The 20,674-nt window shown below is 53.4% G+C and carries 16 protein-coding genes and 1 riboswitch; of the genes, 11 read left to right on the top strand and 5 right to left on the bottom strand.

What is annotated here, in order from left to right; genetic code table 11:
* Window positions 1-26: 26 nt before the first annotated feature.
* From M2305_RS09350 to M2305_RS09330, 5 genes are all read left to right on the top strand, one after another.
* Window positions 27-425 carry a GlcG/HbpS family heme-binding protein gene (locus M2305_RS09350; protein WP_264649206.1) on the top strand — a complete coding sequence of 133 codons (399 nt, stop codon included), beginning with the start codon at window positions 27-29 and terminating at the stop codon, window positions 423-425.
* A 24-nt stretch (window positions 426-449) separates the two neighbouring features.
* Entirely contained in the window at window positions 450-1,685 is a 1,236-nt protein-coding gene (locus M2305_RS09345) for an MFS transporter (RefSeq protein ID WP_264649205.1), read from the top strand.
* Window positions 1,686-1,743: 58 nt separating this feature from the next.
* A complete protein-coding gene (locus tag M2305_RS09340; RefSeq protein ID WP_264649204.1) occupies window positions 1,744-2,529 on the top strand; it encodes an SDR family NAD(P)-dependent oxidoreductase in 786 nt (261 codons plus the stop codon).
* 606 nt (window positions 2,530-3,135) lie between these two features.
* Window positions 3,136-3,669, top strand: a complete 534-nt coding sequence (locus M2305_RS09335) for a sterol desaturase family protein (RefSeq protein ID WP_264649203.1) — start codon at window positions 3,136-3,138, stop codon at window positions 3,667-3,669.
* A 5-nt stretch (window positions 3,670-3,674) separates the two neighbouring features.
* On the top strand, window positions 3,675-4,823 hold the full coding sequence (locus tag M2305_RS09330; RefSeq protein ID WP_264649202.1) for a glycosyltransferase family 4 protein: 1,149 nt from the start codon (window positions 3,675-3,677) through the stop codon (window positions 4,821-4,823).
* A 68-nt stretch (window positions 4,824-4,891) separates the two neighbouring features.
* On the opposite strand, the gene M2305_RS09325 is transcribed toward M2305_RS09330, so the two are convergent.
* Genes M2305_RS09325 through M2305_RS09315 form a run of 3 tightly spaced genes read right to left on the bottom strand, consistent with a single transcriptional unit; the run spans window position 4,892 to window position 9,185 of the window.
* The gene (locus tag M2305_RS09325; RefSeq protein ID WP_264649201.1) at window positions 4,892-6,106 is read right to left on the bottom strand and encodes a glycosyltransferase family 4 protein; all 1,215 of its coding nucleotides are present in this window, start codon (window positions 6,104-6,106) and stop codon (window positions 4,892-4,894) included.
* Window positions 6,103-7,470 carry a capsule biosynthesis protein gene (locus M2305_RS09320; RefSeq protein ID WP_264649200.1) on the bottom strand — a complete coding sequence of 456 codons (1,368 nt, stop codon included), beginning with the start codon at window positions 7,468-7,470 and terminating at the stop codon, window positions 6,103-6,105. The genes M2305_RS09325 and M2305_RS09320 overlap by 4 nt, the downstream gene beginning before the upstream one ends.
* Entirely contained in the window at window positions 7,467-9,185 is a 1,719-nt protein-coding gene (locus M2305_RS09315; protein WP_264649199.1) for a capsular polysaccharide export protein, LipB/KpsS family, read from the bottom strand. Before M2305_RS09315 ends, M2305_RS09320 begins: the two co-directional genes overlap by 4 nt.
* Before the next feature lie 76 nt (window positions 9,186-9,261).
* On the opposite strand from M2305_RS09315, the gene M2305_RS09310 reads away from it, so the two are divergent.
* The 5 genes from M2305_RS09310 (at window position 9,262) to M2305_RS09290 (ending at window position 15,123) form a co-directional block, all read left to right on the top strand.
* Window positions 9,262-10,710: an LTA synthase family protein gene (locus tag M2305_RS09310; RefSeq protein ID WP_264649198.1), complete on the top strand. Its 1,449-nt coding sequence runs from the start codon at window positions 9,262-9,264 to the stop codon at window positions 10,708-10,710.
* A gap of 205 nt (window positions 10,711-10,915) precedes the next feature.
* Window positions 10,916-13,096, top strand: a complete 2,181-nt coding sequence (locus tag M2305_RS09305; RefSeq protein WP_264649197.1) for a TonB-dependent siderophore receptor — start codon at window positions 10,916-10,918, stop codon at window positions 13,094-13,096.
* Window positions 13,050-13,373 (top strand): hypothetical protein, encoded by a 324-nt coding sequence (locus tag M2305_RS09300; RefSeq protein WP_264649196.1) that lies wholly within the window; start codon window positions 13,050-13,052, stop codon window positions 13,371-13,373. Before M2305_RS09305 ends, M2305_RS09300 begins: the two co-directional genes overlap by 47 nt.
* Window positions 13,370-14,833, top strand: coding sequence for a PepSY-associated TM helix domain-containing protein (locus tag M2305_RS09295; protein WP_264649195.1), 1,464 nt, complete (start codon window positions 13,370-13,372; stop codon window positions 14,831-14,833). The genes M2305_RS09300 and M2305_RS09295 overlap by 4 nt, the downstream gene beginning before the upstream one ends.
* Window positions 14,830-15,123 carry a hypothetical protein gene (locus M2305_RS09290; protein WP_264649194.1) on the top strand — a complete coding sequence of 98 codons (294 nt, stop codon included), beginning with the start codon at window positions 14,830-14,832 and terminating at the stop codon, window positions 15,121-15,123. The genes M2305_RS09295 and M2305_RS09290 overlap by 4 nt, the downstream gene beginning before the upstream one ends.
* Window positions 15,124-15,125: 2 nt before the next feature.
* On the opposite strand, the gene M2305_RS09285 is transcribed toward M2305_RS09290, so the two are convergent.
* The gene (locus M2305_RS09285) at window positions 15,126-16,442 is read right to left on the bottom strand and encodes a voltage-gated chloride channel family protein (protein ID WP_264649193.1); all 1,317 of its coding nucleotides are present in this window, start codon (window positions 16,440-16,442) and stop codon (window positions 15,126-15,128) included.
* Between the two features lie 36 nt (window positions 16,443-16,478).
* Window positions 16,479-16,560, bottom strand: a riboswitch (Fluoride riboswitch).
* Window positions 16,561-16,666: 106 nt separating this feature from the next.
* Window positions 16,667-19,051, bottom strand: coding sequence for a TonB-dependent receptor (locus M2305_RS09280; protein WP_264649958.1), 2,385 nt, complete (start codon window positions 19,049-19,051; stop codon window positions 16,667-16,669).
* Between the two features lie 377 nt (window positions 19,052-19,428).
* Between M2305_RS09280 and M2305_RS09275 the strand changes: the two genes are divergently transcribed.
* Window positions 19,429-20,487, top strand: coding sequence for a purine-nucleoside phosphorylase (locus tag M2305_RS09275; RefSeq protein WP_264649192.1), 1,059 nt, complete (start codon window positions 19,429-19,431; stop codon window positions 20,485-20,487).
* Window positions 20,488-20,674 lie beyond the last annotated feature (187 nt).

Genomic DNA, 20,674 nt, shown 5'->3' with positions numbered 1-20,674 from the left:
TCTTCAGAAAGACAGGTTCTCTCCCCATGAAAATGTCCTTTGCACAGACCATGCTTCAGGCTGCAGTCCAGGAAGCCGAAAGGCTCAACCTAAAAGTCTGCATCTCCATCGTGGATATGGCAGCGTGGCCCATGGCTTTCTTACGCATGGACGGGACGCCACTTGGCTCGATTGATGTCAGTCAGAAAAAGGCAAAAACTGCCGTCCTGTTCCAGATGGACAGCGCCGACTTCGCCAAAATCGCACATCCAGACGGACAGGCATATTCGCTTGAAAATACGAATGGCGGCCTGACAAGCTTTGGCGGCGGGATCGTCCTGAAGTCTGCTGACGGTACGGTGATTGGAGGCATCGGCGTATCTGGTGCCAGCTCTGAAGACGATATTGCTATTGCTCGTGTTGCGGCAAACGCCCTGACATCCTAAAGACCATCAATACTGGATCACCCCATGCCCTCAGAGACACTGCATCCTGAAGGAAGCGCGCCTCTGGTTGCGCCTCCTCATGGTAGAACTGCCGCACTCCTCCTCCTGACTTTCGGGACGTTCGTAGTCGGGACAGGCGAATTCGCCATTATGGGCATGCTGCCCGAGTTCGCAGCATCTCTCGGCCTCACACCCGCAGATGCTGGCCATGCAATTACGGCCTATGCGCTCGGTGTCGTCGTTGGCGCCCCGCTCATCACTATCCTTGGAGCACGCCTCTCTCGCCGGGAGCTGATGCTCGTCCTGCTATTGCTGTTCTGTTTTGGAAACGCCCTGAGCATCACCATGCCCACCCCCGGCCTGATTGAAGTGGCGCGCTTCATCACTGGGCTCCCCCATGGCGCATTATTCGGCATATCCGCGCTCGTCGCGGCCTCTATGGTCGAGCGCTCACATCGAGGCTGGGCTGTTGGACGTGTGCTGTCCGGCATTGCGATATCAACCCTGATTGGCGCACCATTTTCCACATTTGCCGCCAATCATTTCGGCTGGCGTATTGCCTACCTCATTATTGGAAGTCTGGGCTTCGTCACATTCCTAGGTGTTTTGCGCTATATTCCAGCCGACGTACCGAACCGGAAAAACTCCCCTCTGCGAGAAGTAAAAGCCCTCGGAAATACGCAGGTTCTGCTAACGCTTCTGACCGCGGCGATCGGCTTTGGGGGAATGTTTGCAATCTACACGTATCTGACGAGCGTCGTGCAAAACGTCACGCATGTGCCCGAATGGGAGGTCATGCTTTACATGGTCATCTGGGGATGCGGCATGCTGGCCGGAACCAACGTTGGCGCATGGATTGTTGATCGAAACATCAATCTTGCCGTTATCCTGGCCCTGTCAGGCAGCATTTTCGTGATGCTTCTGTTCCCTTACGTCATGCACAATCCACTTGGCCTGATGGCAGATGTTTTCTTTATCCCAGCCTTTGTGAATGCTCTTGGTCCAGCCCTGCAAACGCGCCTTATGGACTTTGCGGAAGACGCGCAAACACTTGCAGCATCCCTTAACCATTCGGCTTTCAATATTGCCAACGCTCTGGGTGCCTCTCTCGGAAGTGTGCTTCTGGGGCGGCAGCTTGGTTATGGCTCACTGGGCATCGGAAGCGCACTGCTCTCGGCAGGCGGTCTGGCAGTGTATTTCATCGCGCTTGCAGCTTTGAAATGCAGCGGTCTTAGGGAGGTCCGCGGTTCCACAGATTAAGCCAGCGGATTTTTCGGCACTCTCTCAAATTAAACAAAACAATAGATGCGAGGTCACCATGGATCTGAACCTTAAAGGTAAAACCGCTCTGATTACTGGCTCAACGTCCGGGATCGGACTGGCCATTGCCAAGCGTTTCGTGGCGGAGGGCGTCAATGTCGTCATTTGCGGTCGAAGCGAGTCAAAGCTTGATGCAGCCACGACAGAATTGAATGCACCAACGCAGGTCCGTGCCGTGCAGGCTGATGCCGGGACACAGGCCGGAGTTGCAGCTTTGGTTAAAGCCGTCCCCTCCGTTGATATCCTGATCAACAACCTTGGGATTTTTGAACCTAAAGCTTTTGCCGATATCGCGGACGAAGAATGGAACCATATCTTCGAAGTCAATATCATGAGTGGCGTCCGCCTTTCCCGGCACTATTTCCCAAACATGATTGCGCAGAACTGGGGACGCATCATCTTTGTCTCCAGCGAATGCGGCGTCGTCACACCGGGAGACACTATCCACTATGCCATGACCAAGACAGCGCAGCTTGCTGTGTCACGTGGTCTGGCTGAAGAAACCAAGGGAACCGGCGTTACCGTCAATTGCGTCCTTCCGGGCCCAACAAAATCCGAAGGCAGTACGGCCTTCATCAAGGCAGCCGTTAAGAACAAGGACGCGTCAGAAGAAGAGCGGGAAGCAGAATTCTTCAAAACAATGCGCCCCCTTTCCCTTCTCCAGCGCCTCATCCATCCGGAGGAAATTGCAGCTCAGGTCGCGTTGCTTTCCAGCCCATTCGGCGCCGTGACCAATGGGGCTGCGATCAGGTGCGAAGGCGGCATTGTCCCGACGATCTTGTAATCTTCAAAAGGGTAACCGATTACTTCAGCGACAATGTTTGCCGTTGATGGATGTCCTGCGCGCTTCGGCCGCAGGAACTTCATCTGGCCAAGATTATAGATCGCTAAAAAAGCCATATTTCCATACGACAAGCAGCCCCATGCTCATCGTAACCTCAGAATGATGAACAGATTTGACGCTCCAGGTGAACTCGCTCCAATGGCAGCGTCAGAGCAATGATCACATGCGGGATGTATCGAGAAACTACGTCTTGCGACCTGAAATTTGAAAAAAACCTTCGTAAATTTCTGACGTTTTACGAAATCTGAAGATGTGTTCGTTCAAACAAACCACTTCTTCAGAAATGTTTGGAACCAAGTTGAGTGGTCTGACTAGTTTGAAAGCCTTCGTTAACCTGCTGAGCTGGTGCAGGAAGGACACATCCTTCAGTTTGAAGCTCAAACATTACTATGCGTGTCTTGAGAACATCGATATGATCGCATGGATTAACGCGTTCTGTTTTCCGAAAAAAAAGGGAATTCAGCACAGACAACAAAGGTTTCAGGGGAATTCTGCCGAGTGTCATTGAGGCTTTTCAGAAATGACTGGCTGGAACGGCTTACATATATGCCGTTGTCAGTTTTCATCCCGGTTTGGGTCGTCATATTTTCCCTTGTCTGTCTGGACTGTGTGCCGATGGCGGTGGCTCCATTTGTAGCCCTGTTCCTTATGGGCCTCATCTTCTGGTCTTTTTTTGAATACCTGGGTCATCGTTTCCTTTTCCACCTCGATCTCTCACACGAGATTGGCAAACGATTTATCTTCCTGATCCACGGCAATCATCATGATGAGCCGGGAGAGAAGCTCCGCAACATGATGCCCCTGTCCGTCAGCCTTCCCCTTGCAGGCTTGCTCTGGGCTTTGGCGCATTTTTTAGGGGGCCATAGCGGCACCACATTTTTCCTCGGCTTTCTCGCGGGCTATATTGTCTACGATCTTGTTCACTACGCCTGTCATCAGTATCGACCAAAGCGGGGCATTCTTCGCAAACTGCGTCGTCACCACCTCATTCATCATTACGCTGCGCCAGAGAAAAATTTCGCGGTAAGCAACGATGTCTGGGATCGGATTTTCCACACCAAGACCGGGCGCTCTCCCTGATACCAATGCGGATTGGACTTGATACCCGCAATACGGGCCGTGCTGGTGGCACGGGTGTTGCAACATACGCGGCGACTTTGGGAGAAGCCTACAACGAGGCAGGCATTCGCCCGGCGTGGCTACATGATGACATGGCCACGCACGCAAACGTTCATAACTTTCCCCAGAAAATCAAACGCCTCGTTCGTAGCACTTGGCCCAATAGTCGCGTCCAGCAGACAGGTGACGGCTATATTGGTCACGACCTTTATCGAACAGCCGAAATAAGGGACCGGACGCTTCATAGGCCGATTTCCATAAAAGCTGACGTGCCACCGGATCTGATGCATTGGACCTATCCGGTTCCCCTGCAGTGGCCAGGCATTCCCAATGTCGTGACGATCCACGACATTATTCCACTGCTCCACCCTGAGTTCAGCGACACTCCGGTCAAGCGCCTTCATAGACGTCTGAAATTCTGGTGTGACAATGCCGATGCCATTGTCACGGTTTCAGAGGCGGTCCGGCAGGACCTGATCCGTTTCTTCGGGCTACCTCCGGAGAAAATCAGCATGCTGTCTCAATCTGTTTCGTTTCCAACAGACCTCATGGCTGAAGCGCTGACTGTCGAGGCTCCTTGTCCAAAAGACGGTTTTCTCTACTTCGGCACGATTGAACGTCGCAAAAATGTTGGACGACTGATCGAAGCCCATGGTCGTTCTGGAACAACTCGCCCTTTGACCCTGATCGGCGCTTTAAGATTTGGGGGAGCAGAAGAGCTTCATGCCCTCAAGCATCATCCAGTTCCTGAGCGCGTGCGGATCCTGCCCTGGTGCAGCCGCCCGGCCTTAGTTCGCGCAATCAGAGAAGCACGATGCGTCGCTTTTCCGTCTCTGGCTGAAGGCTTTGGTCTGCCTATTCTGGAAGCCATGCTTCTAGGCACCCCCGTTTTGACCAGCCTGGGGCATGCAACAGAGGAAATTTCAGGAACTTCAGCGCTTCTTGTAGACAGCACAAACGTAGAAGCATTGGCTGAAGGCATTAAAACGCTCGATCAAGACGATGCTTTATGGGCGGCGCTTTCATCTTCAGGCCGGAAACGCGCACAGGGCTTTGCTATTGAACCCTATGCACGACGCATGAAGAAATTCTACCAAACCCTGCTGGATGGTTGATCGTCCGCGATAGAAAACCAATCATCCAGCAGTTATTTTTGAATGGAATTTCGATAAATACTTTCAGATTACTGTATCAGTGAAAGTGCTTGCGCTACGCTCTCATCCCAAGAGAGAGTGCAGAAGTTTCCTGTCTGTAACGTATGGTCTGTCCTGTCACACCCCGAAGTAGCGTAACGCATAATCGCGTCCAACCACGCCGGCCCGTCTAGAGGATCGAGATAGCTCGCTGCACACCCTCCAACCTCTCGTAAAACTGGAATATCGGAACAAAGCGCAGGCACGCCCAGCGACAAAGCTTCCGCAAGCGGAAGCCCGAAACCTTCGACAAAGGATGGGAAAAGAAGCCCGGAGCTACCCCTTAGAAGGGTCTGAACCATCGTGTCAGGCAATGACTGGCACTCAATGACGTGCCCCTTGAGGGCCGGTGCGCGATCTAGAAGGTCAAGAATATTCTCGTTCTCCCATCCACGCTTTCCTACGATTACCAGTACAGGCGCCGAGGATGGTGCCTGTTCAACAAGACGACGCCAAACATTAAGCAAGAGCAGATGGTTCTTACGTGGCTCAATGGTCCCCAGACATACAAAATAGGGTCGTCCTTTGAGCTGATCTCGAAGTGATACATCCAGTTCCATCGTGCGTGTATGAAGGTGAGGAGCATCGACCCCGTGAAGAACTGCATGGACTGGAATATCGACTGAGAGTTCCGTCAGATGTCGACAGACCGTTTCCTTCACGTAGTGCGACGGTACAATAATGGAATCAGCATAACGTGCGACTGTCTTGAGACGGATTTCATGCCGCGCGGGCTCTCTCGGGCGAGAATATTCCGGGTAGTCTATCGGAATAAGGTCATGAATCATCACCACGCACCGAGCACCTGTCTGCCTAAGAAAGGCACCTACCACTTTAGGGCGTGTCAGATGATGATGTGACACATTAAGGTATATTGTGTTGGGGGCCATTGCAGCAGGCCGATGCCAGAATAGGCCACGATTAATCCTACCGCATAGACGCGCTGCCGGCCGGCCAGAACCAGATTGTCCCCACTGAAGTTCCAGGGCCTGTATGAACCGCCGCGCCGTGGCCTGGTCAATCATTCCCATCACACCAATTGGGTGCATGGCACAAAAGCGCGTTTGCTCTGATGCATGAGCCAATAGGTATCGCGCATAGGCCAGTTCGACCCGATCAATGCCGGTTGGCACACTTGCTCCCGAACGGGAGAGAAGGCGCGAAATATCCAGAAGAAACGGAGGTATTGCCTGACTTTCCTTCACTCAGGAGCCCCTACGGCGTCCGCAACCTTTTCTGAAAGGCGCAAAAGCGGACGGCTCATTCCATGCCAGAATTCATGCCCTTCTTCAGTCGCCCGTGTCTGAAACAGTTGAGGCGAATGTCTTTCAAGTTTTGCCACGACACCCCGCACCAGCTTGGACATCGCTTCGTCTGAGAAAAAGCCACCGGCGACAAGACAGTATTCGACCAGAACGCGCCTGAATGCAGCGAAAAGCTCCATATCCGGCTTTTCCGGGGTCTTCCAGAACGCGTCGAGTGTTCCCTCATATGTAATGCCGGGAATATTGTAGATGGCCTGCCCCAGCGTAATAACCGGAATACCTTCTGCCAGCGCCAATGTACCAGTTGTACTATTGATTGTGATGACGCCTTCAGCCTGCTTGACCAGCAAGGCAATATCACCGCCTTCGATAAAGCCTATCCGCCCGAGCACTCCATGTTGGCGCCCGGAGCACGCAATAATATGCCGCCAATCGCGCAGACCATTATCCAGGGGATGCTGCTTGATGATCAGCCGCATATTTGCCGGTGCATGAGCCGCAAAGGAAGAAATGACGTATTCAATCGCCTCCTGCATGCCACTAAAGCCCGAATGGAGACGGACCTGAGCATCCGCATCCAACTGGAGAGGAAAGAGCATATAAGGCGCTTTACAGGCCTCAAGCCTGCTCAGAACTTTCTTCGTACGTTCGGCAACAGCCTTACGACGCGAAAACCGCTTCAGCCAGCCCATTCCCTCAACAAGGGGATGCCAAGGACGATGATTTGTCCAATGCGGGAAATACCATCTCAAAAGAAGGTCAGCAGTATTATAGGCAATACCTTCCGCTGCACGCCTTTGAAAAGAGGATGGCACAGAGCTATGAGGCAGCTGGGGAGGAAGCAATTGTGCTTCCACGCGGTAATAGTCGGGATCGCGCGGCAAACGCGAGTGGCCGTTCACGCCCCCAAGTTCAAGCGTCACCCAGTCCGGCCTGAGATACCCTTCTTCAAAGACATGCATCGGAACCTGGAGCTCTTCACAGACCTTCGCTGCGGCCATGTGATGCAGGCGACAGTCTCCGAAAATAACGACATCGGTAATTTCGCGTTGCACAATGAAGTTGCGCAGAAAATCAGGCCAGTCTTCAAGGCTTCCCCGATAGTCCACACCACCTGGGAGGCGCCAGAAAAGCTTGTCTCCGCCATTAAAATTAATTTTGGAAACCTTGTAGCCATCCGCCAGCAGGGCTTCTCCGACGCGCTCAAAAAACGGCCCCATTAGCCCCTGTAGAAACAGGAAATTCCGCCTTTTCAGAGGCTTGAGATGTTTCTTGCCGAAGTGGCTATCGCCCGGTGCCTTCATTTCGGCCAGATCCTCATGCGTGTATATTGCATTTTCCTACGTAAACGACCTTGCAATCTTCGTAAACGCACAGTGAAAGATGTTGTCCATATTGTTGGGTCTGAAAGTCTCTCAACAAGAACTTCAGCCCCACAGGGTGTTCGGGTGACCGGATCCAAATAAAGCGGATAGAGAATGAGCGCCCCTGCTACAAGCTCTTCCAGCTGCAGATTTCGTCCCCTACGGCCAGTGCTCGGAGCCAGATCGCACGTCAGCCCCCATCCTGCGTAGAATGGATTTCCATAAGTCGTCACCGCACGCCCCCGTAACAATGCTTCGAAGCCTGCAAGCGATGTCATGGTGTGAACTTCGTCTACCTGAGCAATCAAAGAGACCATTGGGCCACCTCGTGCGATCTCGTCTGCATACTGCAGGGCGATATCATCTCTGACTGCACCGGGGCGATGACCTGCATCCACATCCGGGTGAGGACGAAAAACAATGTGCGCATCGGGCATCCGATCACGAACATTACGAAGCAAGGAGAGGTTGTCGCTGACGTCCCCACAGCCCAACCGAATGGATAGATCGTTACTGACCTGCCCCGGCACCAGAATAACCGTCTTCCCGGCAGGACGTGAAAGCAAGGAACCAACGTCAGCCGTACTCCCGTATTTGGAGACATTCCGCACTACGAGTGTGTCAATCAAATGGCGAGCACGAGCCCGCAGGCTGTCATCGAAAGAAGTCTCCATCAGGATCTTTTCAAGATCACTGGGGCGAGAAGGATCAAAATAGATGCCCGCCCTATCGAGCACGATAGAACAGGGGGGAAGAAGATCACTTCCGAGCCCGACGGAACGCAGAAAGCCATCTTCAACCTGGCAAATGCCCACACCCTGAGCCTTTGCCTTATTCCTTAGTCCAGACGGGATACGGCTGGACCAGGCAGCAATTATTCCTTTGCGACGTTGTGCTTCGCTTAAAGCGCCATACATGGAATGCCGAAAAAAGATCCTCTTCCGGCTCACATTGAAAAACTCGCGAATACGCTCGCGTTTCCACCATGCCATGCCAACACAGACCGCCACATCCCGCGTCCGTTCCCAGGCACGACGGTCGTCAGAAACGATCCTTACCGCTTCGGTTAGATCGATTGACCTGCCATCGAACGGGCTACGCCAGGAAATGGCCCGTGTCAGCCATTCGAGAGCCATTGTTTCGGAAAATACGCCCTCGCCTCCTTCGGGCGACCATATTCTCACTAACCGACCATAAGCTGCACCAAGAAGCGCTACGTCGTCCCGACCCGTTGTCCAGACTTCATCAACCTGTTCAAGCACGCTGTGCGGGTCCACCTGAGACACAACATGGCCGCCTGCGGCTCTGATCGCATCGACATGATGCAAGTGCTGGGAAATAACGACGATTTTTCGTGCATCTACCTGAGCCGTAACATGCTTCCACAAACTCCAGGCAAGAGCCGCGTCTGCTGGCAGCGACAGGAGAGTATTGCGCTCAGCGGAAAGCACTACTGACGGTAACCAGAAAGCTCCCCCAATCTTTGCACGCCGGATGTCATGCAGGATCGATGCAGCAGAATGACGTAGATTTTCGCCAGAGAATGAGGAGATACATCCCAGTTCAACATCCTTGCTCTCGGCCCTTGGCGGTCGCCTGAGCAAGACCGAGTCAATCGTAGAGCCTGTGCTTGATGGATGAAATCTCATAGACATGCTTTCTAACTGAAAGCCTGCTGCATCCGAAAGCCGATTTCGAATTCATGATTTATCTTTTTTCTGCGTCGTTTCTGTGAAGAACTTTCTGTTCTCCCTTTGCTGCACGGTCGTATTTTCGATCTTATTTGACAGATTCATTCGGCCAGATCGCAACGGCTGGCGCGGATACACACTTCATACCCTATCTATCCTGACTTTTTACGGCGCAACACTTGCGTTGACAGGAGGCTTTTGGGTTGCCTGCGTTCTCACGGACGCATTGTTTCTAGCCCTTGTCATTGCTTCCAACATCAAGTTTCGAGTGTTGGGCGAACCCTTAGTTTTCTCTGACCTGGCGGTCGCTGCCTCATTTCTGCGTTATCCACGCTTTTATCTTGCTGCGATCCCGACTTTTCTGAAGATTATCTTAATACCTGCTGCATTGCTTGTCTTCGGATGCGTCATCGCGTTTTCTTCTACTGCACCTGCAGCTCATTTCGCCGGGTTGCTGATACTGCTGATCTCTCTCTTGGGCCTCAGTGCTGGCTGGAAATTTTACTGGCGCTCTAATGTCATGTTGCGGCCTGATCTTAAAGCAGACATCGTGCGATGCGGATTACTTCCGGTATTGTTCATTTACACGCTCAGATGGCGAGCAACACCGTCACCAGCCCCTGCCCAGCCACTGCCCGCACGGGAACCAGATACAGACCCGGCACCCTTTCTGATCATCGTACAGTGTGAGTCCTTTGCAGATCCCAAAGATCTAGTTCCCAACCATCCACTTGCTCCCCTCCATAACTTTGAGCGACTGAAGAAAAATTCCGACTACTACGGGGCACTATCCGTCAGCGGTTTCGGCGCATACACAATGCGCACGGAATATGCTGTGCTCTGTGGGCGCAGTGAGGAGGAGCTTGGTTTTAGAGCCTTTGACCCCTTTCTTACAGCTCAGGATGAGCATACGTTTGGGTTACCAAATCGGCTTGCAGCCCTTTATGAAAAACGGCTTTTCGTCCATCCTCACGATCTCAGGTTCTACGGTCGAGATTGCCTGATGCCTGCGTTAGGCTTCACCAAACTTGTCGGCCCAGATGATTTTACAGACGCTGAAACAGCCGGTCCCTACATCAGTGACAAGGCAATCGGTGACTATCTTCACGACCGCATCGTGTCGGCTGAAAAGCCAGAACTGATTTATGTTGTAACCATGGAAAATCACGGCCCTTGGGACGCAGGCCGCCTGGATGCCCCAGATGCTCTAACGGCCTGGGAACGCCACGCTCGGAATGGTGACGCTTTATTGGGGAGTCTGGACCGTACATTGCGTGACTGTGGGCGCCCCGCACATCTCATATTTTTCGGCGACCACCGCCCTTCAATTCCGGGATACGTTACGCCTTCGAAAATGCGGTCAACGCCTTTTATTTCTCTTTCCTATAATACTCATGAAACAGACGCTTTTCCTTCTGTTAGCAACATAATACCTGCAGAACTTCACAATCTCATACTAGAAAAGTTCAAATATACTTCCAAAATCTGATCTTTTTATTAAAAAAATAACTATTAATTTTAAAATTTATTCAAAATATTAATTCTTGTGTGAATTTAACGCTTAGGAAATTAAACCAGCCTCACTTTACCAAAAGAATTCTCAGCCATGCAGCAGTTTCAAAAAATTCTTATTGCGAATAATTATCATTTGAATGATAGTCCCGCTTCCTTCATCAAGCCACCGCGTGAGTCCCGTGCCCAGCAATTCCCGAATTACCCCCGCTATTGCCGGTTTGTGCCTTGTTTTCAGCCACGCTCACGCTGCTGACCAGACAACGACAACCCCATCAGACAACCATACGAACCGGAAATCGACGTCCACTCCTGCCAAGATGGAGCATATCTCCGTACGGGCACGCAGAATGGCGACCGTGGCGACGTCTGCAACGAAATCGGATACGCCACTGATCGAGACGGCTCAGTCTGTCACGGTCATTACACGTAATGAGATGGACGTCCGGGGCGTTCTGAACCTCAATCAGGCAGTCCGCTACACAGCAGGCGTCACTGCGGACCAGCGCGGCGGTGCGGTTGGCACGCGTTACGATCTGTTTGCTCTCCGCGGCTTCTCCGTCCCAACGTTTCTGGATGGACTGAAACTTCAGGACAGCCCCACAGGGTACGCGGTGGCGCAGACCGATACATCACGTCTGGATCGGGTTGAAATTCTCAAAGGCCCCGCCTCTGCACTGTATGGCCAATCCAGCCCCGGCGGCCTGACGGCCCTCTCCAGCAAACTACCAACCGACCAGCGCTTCTACGGCGGGATCAATACAACGGGAGGCATGTTCGACCTTTATCGCGTCGATGCAGATGTCGGCGGGTATGCAACAGACAATGGGTTTGTTCGGTATCGGCTCTACGGCACCGTTAACGGGCAACACACACAGCTAACCCGCACAGGAAGCCGCCGCTTTTCCATCAGCCCTGCGGTGACCTTCGGCGGGAATGGGCCAACAACTCTCACGTTGCTTGGAAATTACCAGTACGACCCTGAGAACGGGACTTATGGTGGCGTCCCGTTGGTAGGCTCGCTCAAGCGGGCGCCATACGGCTATCTGCCCAGAAACTTCTATGACGGTGATTCATCCTTCGAAAAATACAATCGTCGCCAAGGGGCCATCACCTACATCTTCAATCATACATTCAATAATGACTGGAGCTTCACATCTCGCGGCCGTTATGACGATGTGAAGACCCAATACCGCAGCGTCTATGACATGGGGTATTATGTCAGCGACGATACGCTGGCCCGCTCAGCAATCGAGACATACGAACGCACCCATAACCTGGCATTCGACAGCCAGTTCAAAGGCAAAGTCCGGACAGGCCCGCTGCAGCACACGCTGATGTTCGGCTTTGATTACATGCAGCAGAGCGCCACAGAAGTCGGGTTTTACGGCGCAGCACCTGACCTGAACGTCTTTCATCCGAACTACAAAATGGCCATTGATCCAATGTCTCCATGGGTCAACTATCGGACGGACTCCCATCAGGTGGGCGCTTATGGGCAGGATGAGATCCGCTGGGACCGCCTGATCCTGACGGGCAGCATCCGCAACGACTGGTATCGCTCCCATCAGGTTGAGTCCAACTACAATTCAGACAGCCGCCAGAGCCCCAGCCAAATTACTTGGCGCGCCTCCGGCCTCTATCATTTTGATTTCGGCCTCGCGCCGTACATCAGCTATTCCACATCTTTCCAACCACAATCTGGCGCCGTGTCCAGCGATGGCGGAAAGACCATGCATCAGGCTGCCCCGTCTCTCGGCAAGCAGCTTGAAGGCGGTGTAAAATATCAGGTTCCGGGAACCAGCATCCTGCTGACTGCAACCGGTTTTCACATCGAACAAACCAACGTTCTGGTTGCTGTCGGAAACACGGGTTACAGCACCGCCAGTGGTCTGGTTCATTCAGATGGTTTCGAGTTCGAAGCACATGCTGAGCCATATAAGAACCTTATGGTCACAGCATCCGTCAGCTTCCAGAAAGTCCATGACGATTCAACCGGCAAGCCCCTGATGCAATCGGGCAAAGGGAATTCCTCCCTGTTTGTTTTCTACACGATGCCATCCGGCCCTCTGAAGGGCTTCGGCTTTGGCGGCGGTATGCGATATTCTGCCAAGACCTATGGTGGCGAAGCATCCTATGGCAGCGTCTGGATTCCGCAGTATGCGCTCTTTGACGGTTCCATCCGCTACGATCTCAATAACCTGTCTCACAGACTGCATGGCTGGACAGTTGCTGCCAGTGTCCGCAACCTGTTTGATAAGAACTATGTGGCGAACTGCCTTGCTTACGCCTCTTACAATCAGGAATTCTGCTATTATGGCGAACGCCGCAACGCACAGGCGAGCGTTGGCTACACCTGGTAAGTCCGGTCCGGCGCGCCAGCATCTGACCTTGCGTTTACTGGCGGCATTGCCCGGCGGATACACATTGTCAGCGCTTGGAGGGATCTGCCTGAGCCTCTGGCTCCCCCTCTCCCGCGCAGATTGCGCTATGGCCGGCATCCTTGTCGGCCTGCTGGTCTGGCCGGTTACGTTCATGGCCTGCTTTGGCGTTGCCGATGGACGCAAAGCTTTTGGCGTCACGCTGCTTGCGACACTCCTTACGGGAGGACTGGCTCTTTTAGAGGGCTGGAGGCCGTGAAAAGTAATTTTCGCGCTTCCATGGCCTGGCTGCACACAGGCCTTGGGCTGATAACTGGATGGGTTCTCTTCGCAATTGCCCTGTCCGGAACGCTAAGTGTGTTCCGGCAGGAAATCAGCGTCTGGATGCGGCCAGAACTGAGCGCCACCAGTATCTCCCCCATTGAAGCAAGCGCTCACGCCGTAGAGTGGCTCACACAAAATGCCCCGACATCTCCGGCATGGTATCTGAATGCACCAACACAGCAGGAGCCATTCACGCTAGGGGTCTGGTCTGACCCCAAGGGCGTGTATTTGCAGAAAGCACTCAGCCCACAAACCGGCAGTCCTGATGGCATTCGACAAACCTTTGGCGGCGAGTTTTTCTACCGCTTCCATTTCGAGCTTCAACTCCCCTACCCGTTTGGGCGCCTGATCGCGGCCATCGCTGCGCTGGCCCTTGTCGTTGGCCTGATTTCAGGCGTCATTATTCACCGCAGGATCTTCGCGGATTTCTTCACATTCCGCCCTGGGAAGGGACAAAGAAGCTGGCTGGACGCACATAATCTTCTCGGCGTTCTGGCGCTACCATTTCATCTTATGATCTCCTTCACAGGCGCCGTCACCCTCGGAACCCTGCTTCTTCCATGGAGCACGCAGGCCGTTTACAAACATGACCTGATGGCCACTTACACGGACCTGAATCCGGCCCTTGATGCCCGTCCGCCCAGCGGCCATCCGGGCCATCTCGCGCCCATCCTTCCCGTTCTTCAGGATGCAGAAAGACGCATCGGTGAAGCCGGCATCGCACAGATCTATATCTTCAATCCGACCGATCAGGCGTCAGTCATCACCATCACATCAGGCAACACGAATACCGTCAGCACGACATCCCACACCCTGAATTTTGATGGCACGAACGGCCATCTTCTCAGTGAGCATGTCGAAAAGCGACCGCTCATTGGTGCTTACACATTCCTGTACGGTCTTCACGTCGCACGTTTTGCGCCAAGTGTGACGCGTTGGCTTTATTTTGTATGCGGGCTGATGCTGACGGCCGTCATCGGAAGCGGAATGCGCCTCTGGACGATCAAACGCCTGAGAAGCAACCCTCATCTCGGACATGTGCTGACAGAACGCCTGAATGTCGGGGTTCTGGCCGGGCTTTCGCTGGCGTTTGCATCCTATTTCCTTGCAAACCGTATCCTCCCGGCTGGCCTTCCGGGACGGGAAGATCATGAAATTCAGTGTGTTTTCATCATCTGGGCTCTCGCCCTAATTTTTGCCCTGTTCCGTAAATCAGAAGCCGCCTGGACCGAACTTCTGGCTGCCTGCGCTTTGGCATGTCTGGCCATTGCTGCACTGGGGGCACCATGGCGTGATAGTGTCAGCGCCGCGACAAGTGTAACGGCCGCACTTTTTGCCGGGTCGTTCGCCTATGCCGCCATCAATACCTATCGCAAGAGAAGATTTTTCCCATGATGGGGGCGACGCTGCTGTGTGGGCAGATTTCCATTCTGTTGATGGCGGCGGGTTCTGCTCGTGGCAGCGGAATTTTCTTCAAAAAAGCCACGTCTGCGTCCTATCTGCTCGGCCTTAGACTGACAGGCTTTGCACTGCTGGGTTTAAGCCTGATGCTTCAGCTCAATGAATCGCAAACGCCCATCATTGATGTCATCACATGGCTTGGCCTGCTCAGCGTAGAAATGTTGCTGGCAGCCCTGCTCTGCACGACATTGAACGCCAAGAAAAATCCGCCCCGCCGGAAATAGCATCAACGACTGCAGACATCTCGCAGCGACTGTCCCTGCTCCTTCGAGAAAAGAGCCAGTTTAGGCGTCCCGATCCTTTGGGAAAGATAGATGCCCGTGTGGCCGGACACGAGATAGGCGATGAAACAACCAGTCGCGTAATAAATCACATCTGTCGCGCCGAAGAGCTCCACCGCCATGAATGTACAGGCGAGAGGTGTATTGGCTGCCCCGGCAAACACGGCCACGAACCCCACCCCTGCCAGAAGATCAACCGGCACACCCAGCAGAGGGGACAATGCGTTTCCCAAACCCGCCCCGATGAAAAAGAGGGGCGTCACTTCTCCGCCTTTGAAGCCAGTTGCCAACGCGACAAGAGTAAAGACCAATTTCCAGAACCAGCTCCAGGGATAATATCCAGCCCCAAAGAAGTTTAGAATGCTCGCCCCGCCCTCCACATGTGAGACAGTGCCGAGGCCAAGGTAGTCCCGTGTTCCCAATATCCAGACCAGCAGCAACGTCAGCACGCCACCAATTGCAGGCCGTATCCAGGCTGATGGGCAAAGGCGCTGGAAGACGCCTGCCAGGCGATGAACACCGTCCGCAAACGCCCGGCTTGCGAGACCGAAACACACGGCAGCAAAACCGACCTTCACCAGCAAAATGGCGTTGACGTGAAACATCGAACCGTCTGCCGCGGCGATCCCCCGAAAGCCGACATGATAAACGGCATGGTGGATACCCCACGCATGACACGTCCAGTCTGCGACAATCGAGGCCACCGCGACCGGGAGCAGAGCCGCATAATCAAGGCGGCCGAGCGTAAGCACTTCCAGTCCAAAAACAGCCCCCGCAACAGGCGTTCCGAAAACGGCGCCAAAACCTGCTGCAACCCCCGCCATGAGCAACAGGCGCATGTCCTGCACGTGTAGCCGGAACAGGCGCCCAATTGCGGCGGCGAAGCTTCCTCCGATCTGAACGGCCGTTCCTTCCCGACCAACAGATGCGCCGAAAAGATGACTGACAACCGTTCCAAACAAAACCAAAGGCGCCATGCGGAAAGGGACGCCCCCACCCGGCTTATGAATTTCATCAATAATCAGGTTATTGCCTGCGGCTGATTTCCCGCCGAACCACTGATACAGCAGCGCAACGCCCACTCCGGCCAGCGGAAGGCCAAAGATCAGCCAAGGGGCCTCAAACCGTATGTCCGTGGCCTGATCCAACAACCAGAGAAACAGGGCACAAACAGATCCGACACTTCCGCCCAGCAGCAGAAGCAGAAAACCCCATCGCAATGTCGTCACAGCCACGCGGGGGAAATTATGGAAAGCAGGCATCGGACGCAATTCTCCTGTCATGCTTCTGAAGAAGCGAGTTTGACAGGAATCATCAGCATCTCGCGGAGGAGAGCGGTTCGACCAGTATGGCCAGGCAGAATCCATTGCCGTTACCGAAATGCTAGCGTTCAAAGCCAGCGCTGTCATCCTCGCAATACAAAAAAACGGCCCTCCCTGTTTCCAAGGAAGAGCCGTCTTTCTCTCAAATGCATATCGGCGCCAGATCAGAACCCGACAGAGATGTTACCCGTCACGCTGAAGCGCGGATAGAGGTAATAGGTTGGCGTTCCGCTAGCACTGATCGTGCTGCCATAAACACCCTTGGCTGCCTTGGCATTGGACACGAGGCTGTAGGCGCCAGTCCGGACGAAATCGCCGCCCAGATTGCTGAAATTCAGCTGGAATTTCGGTGCCTTGAACCGGCCGTAGGAGTTGAAGCGATAACCCAGTGACAGATTATCCGTCAGATACCCTGGGATTTTTTCGTCGTTCATAAACGTCGAATACTGGGACGACACGTAGCTGACGCTGCCATTCGCAAAGAAATGGCCATCATCATACGTCAGGCCCGCACTCGCATGCACATGCGGAGACTGAACGGCCGTCTTGCCCTTGGTCGGCAGCAGATCACTGACCGTCTGACCATTTAGGGTGCCCGTCGTGAGGATATTGGAATCCATCGTGGCGTTCAGATACTCGACGGAAACATACGGGCTGAGATGGTGCCACGGATGTGCCGAGATCATGAAGTCCACACCACGCGCAGTCTGGTTACCCGCGTTAATGGTGGAACTGATGGCCTGATTGTTGATGTAAACGCTCGTGGACAACAGACGGTTGGTAATGGAGTAGTTGAACAGCTCCAGATCCGTCATGAAGTAATCGTTATCAAAGCGCCAGCCGAGCTCTTCCTTGATCGAATACTGCGGCTTCGGGTTGTACGGATTGCCAACATAGCCACCCGTCTGTGCATCATAGACCTGCCCCAGCGATCCCGGATCTGGCATGCGGAAGTCGCCTTCGGCATTCACGTAGATCAGGTTGTGCTGATCAATCCGATAGCTGATGCCAACCTGCGGCAGAGGCACAACCTGGTTCTGCTCGGTGCGCGGCGTTGAGGATGCGCCATTGACCGTCCAGCGATTGATCATGGCAACCTTGATGCCGCCATTCAGCGTCAGGCGATCATGCAGGAACTTGGCCGTATTCTGGAAGAACAGCGAATGGATCTTCCACCCGGCATCCCCCTGGTACGGCATATAGCGCGTTCCATTCACGTACAGCCCCTTGGAGGTGTTGTACGGGAAGTACTGGCTGCCATTGGTCTGCAACACGGAATACATGTTGTTGACCTGATTATCCTGATAATCGAACCAATATCCCAGCTCCATATGATCCCAGCTAACCGGATCATAGTTCAGCTTCGCCACCGTCCCAGCGTGTGGACGATAAACGCTGTAGTAGGAGGCTGAAGGCACACTGCCAGAAATGGGCGTTCCACCCTGACCAATGGTCGCGTTGCGACCCGCTCCGCTGAAGAGGCTTCCGTTATAGGTATAGCCACCGTTGTAAACATAATATGGCTTGAAATCGAAAGAGAATTTAGCCGGCAGATGAATGTGGACAGGCAGCGTTACGAAGACCTGATCCCACATATTGCCATTCAGCATCCCGTATTTTGACGGGTTCGACGAATCATAGCTGGACGAGTAATTATACGTCCCGATCCCGTCTTTCTTGTCATAGAACTGCTTTGCCGTCGGCTTAAGCGGCTCCATCGTGAACTGGTGGTTCCATGAGACAAAGAGGTTGACGGAAGAGCCATCTTCAAAGTCCTTCGCGGCACCAAAATCGAGATGACGACGCTCGTTCGTTCCTGGCCCATTCCAGTTCCGGGCATGTGTATGGGAGAAGGACGCAAACGTGCGGATGCCGGAGTTGCCGATGTCACCGCTCTCAACACGGAGGAACTCACGGGACATGTTGTTTGTCCCGTACGAGAAATCCATCAGGCCGCCGAACTTATGAGACGGCGTCATGGTCTGGGAGTCCATGATACCAGCGGCCGCGGACGTTACCGGCAGATCAATGGCAGACGATCCCGGCGTAACGGAGATCATGTTGACGTTTTCAGTATCAACGTTCTGATTCAGGTAATACGCGGTCGCGACAGGCACACCATTCAACAGAATGCCCATGTCTGAATCGGTCAGGCTTCGGCTGTTGATCTTGCCACCAAGAATACCAGAGCTATCGACAGTAGAAACCGTGACGCTGGGCAGGTTCTTGATCATGTCCAGCGCCGTACTGGCCGGACTCTGCATCTCGATATACTGGCGCGTGACGGTCTGAACCGAGTGCGATGCCATTTCGTGGCGCATCATGCCACCGCCACCATTCAGCGCCTGACGGGACACACGGACAGAAATTGCTTCCGCGTCCTTGGCATCAACAGCCGTGCGATGATGAACAGGTGCCACATGAGGATGAACTGGCGCAGCATGCTTACCCCGAGCCTGCGAGACCGCAGCATAGGCTGCTGCATCACAAAATACTCCGGCCAGCACAGTGGCTGTCAGCAGTGTGAGACGTCTGGCACCAAAATTCATCTTCACGCGATCCTAAGATGTGTCGTTTTGCGGCAGAAAATATTCAGAACGTCGATCAAAGCAAGTCAGGCGAAGAACTTACTGATCCTATATTTTGAATTTTATTCTGGTTTTTTATCGTATGTGTCTTTTAAATCACACATATAGACAATATATATTTTGATATAATTCATTTATACAGCAGTAAATTATCAAATATTCCAATATATACTTTAAAATATTACTGTACCTATAAATGGCATCAATCCGTTGCCTATAATAGAACACCTATCGGAGATGAATATTTCTTTTCGACATCTTTCCTGTATGGTGTCCTCATTATGAGAGCGGAACGACGGTAGAAATACATGAAACTTATCTCTTTTGTGCAACAAATCATGCCACACGCCCTTTCCATGGGCTGCCTGGCCTCACTCGCACTCACAACAGCGCCAGCCAAAGCCAAAGAACAGCCTTGGGATATCCGCGCCGTCGTACTCACCACATACGAAATTGGTGAAGATACCGGAGACCGGGCAGGAGAATTCCAGCCCTGGATTGAAGGAGAGCATCTGACAGAGAAGGTTCCGTTCCCGCTCGGCATTCATCCAATCTACACGGATGCGCAACATCATTTATTGGTCGTCGTAACGGGAACACCGATTGCCCCGGCAACGACATCCGTCATGGCCCTCGCAACGGATCCGAGATTCGATCTGCGCCATGCTTACTGGATGGTGGATGGTATTTCCGGCTTTGACCCCACCGTCGCGTCCGTCGGTTCAGTTTCAATCGCGGACTATGTGGTTGGAGACATCACGCGTTACATCGACAAGCGGGAAGCACCGAAAGAGTGGCCATATGGCTATTTCATGATCACCGCTCAGAAGCCCAATCAATACGCTCTGTCGGGCGGGGATGCGCCCGATGGTAGCATTCAGCACAATAATGCATTCCAGCTAAATCCTTCTCTGGTGCACTGGGCTTATGACCTGACCCAGACCGTCACACTGTCTGATCCGCCGCAACTCGAAGCCCAGCGCAAGCTCTACAAACCTACCGACGTCGCTGCTGGACGCCCAGCTGTCGTGACGGGCGGAGACTTCGGCGCGGATACCTTCTGGCACGGCAAGATCATGACCGGTTTTGCTCGGGACTGGGTACATCTTCTCACACAGGGCAAGAGCCATTTTGTGTCCAGTGACATGGAAGATTCTGGCATTCTCGAAGCACTGACACGTCTTGGGCAGGCCGGTCGCGTGGACAGCAGCCGTGTTCTGGTTCTGCGCAGCGCCTCAAATTACACTGAGCAGCCTCACGGCATGACAGCCGTCCAATCCATGAACAGCGGCTATGACGGAGAAAAAGTAGCCTTGGATAATGGATACCGTGTGGGTTCCCGCATCATTCATGAACTGCTGCAACACTGGAACAAATTCGGCACCCAAACGCCCTGAACTGGCCTCACCTTCTGTTGCTGGCATAATATTGCGAAGTCTTTCTGAAGGGTTCATACAGCATGTCAGACTCTCTTTTCCGTGAGAGAGCCTGACATGGAAGCGCCTATCCGCTTCAGCCGCCGACCGGACATGTTTATCGACTGATCGTGCCCCCTTCGACGGCTCCTGCAAGGTGCTTCGCGGC

The organism is Gluconobacter cerinus, assembly GCF_025961355.1.
Lineage (GTDB): Bacteria > Pseudomonadota > Alphaproteobacteria > Acetobacterales > Acetobacteraceae > Gluconobacter > Gluconobacter cerinus.
Note: the sequence above shows the minus strand (reverse complement) of the source record. Positions and strands in the feature narration are given on the sequence as shown.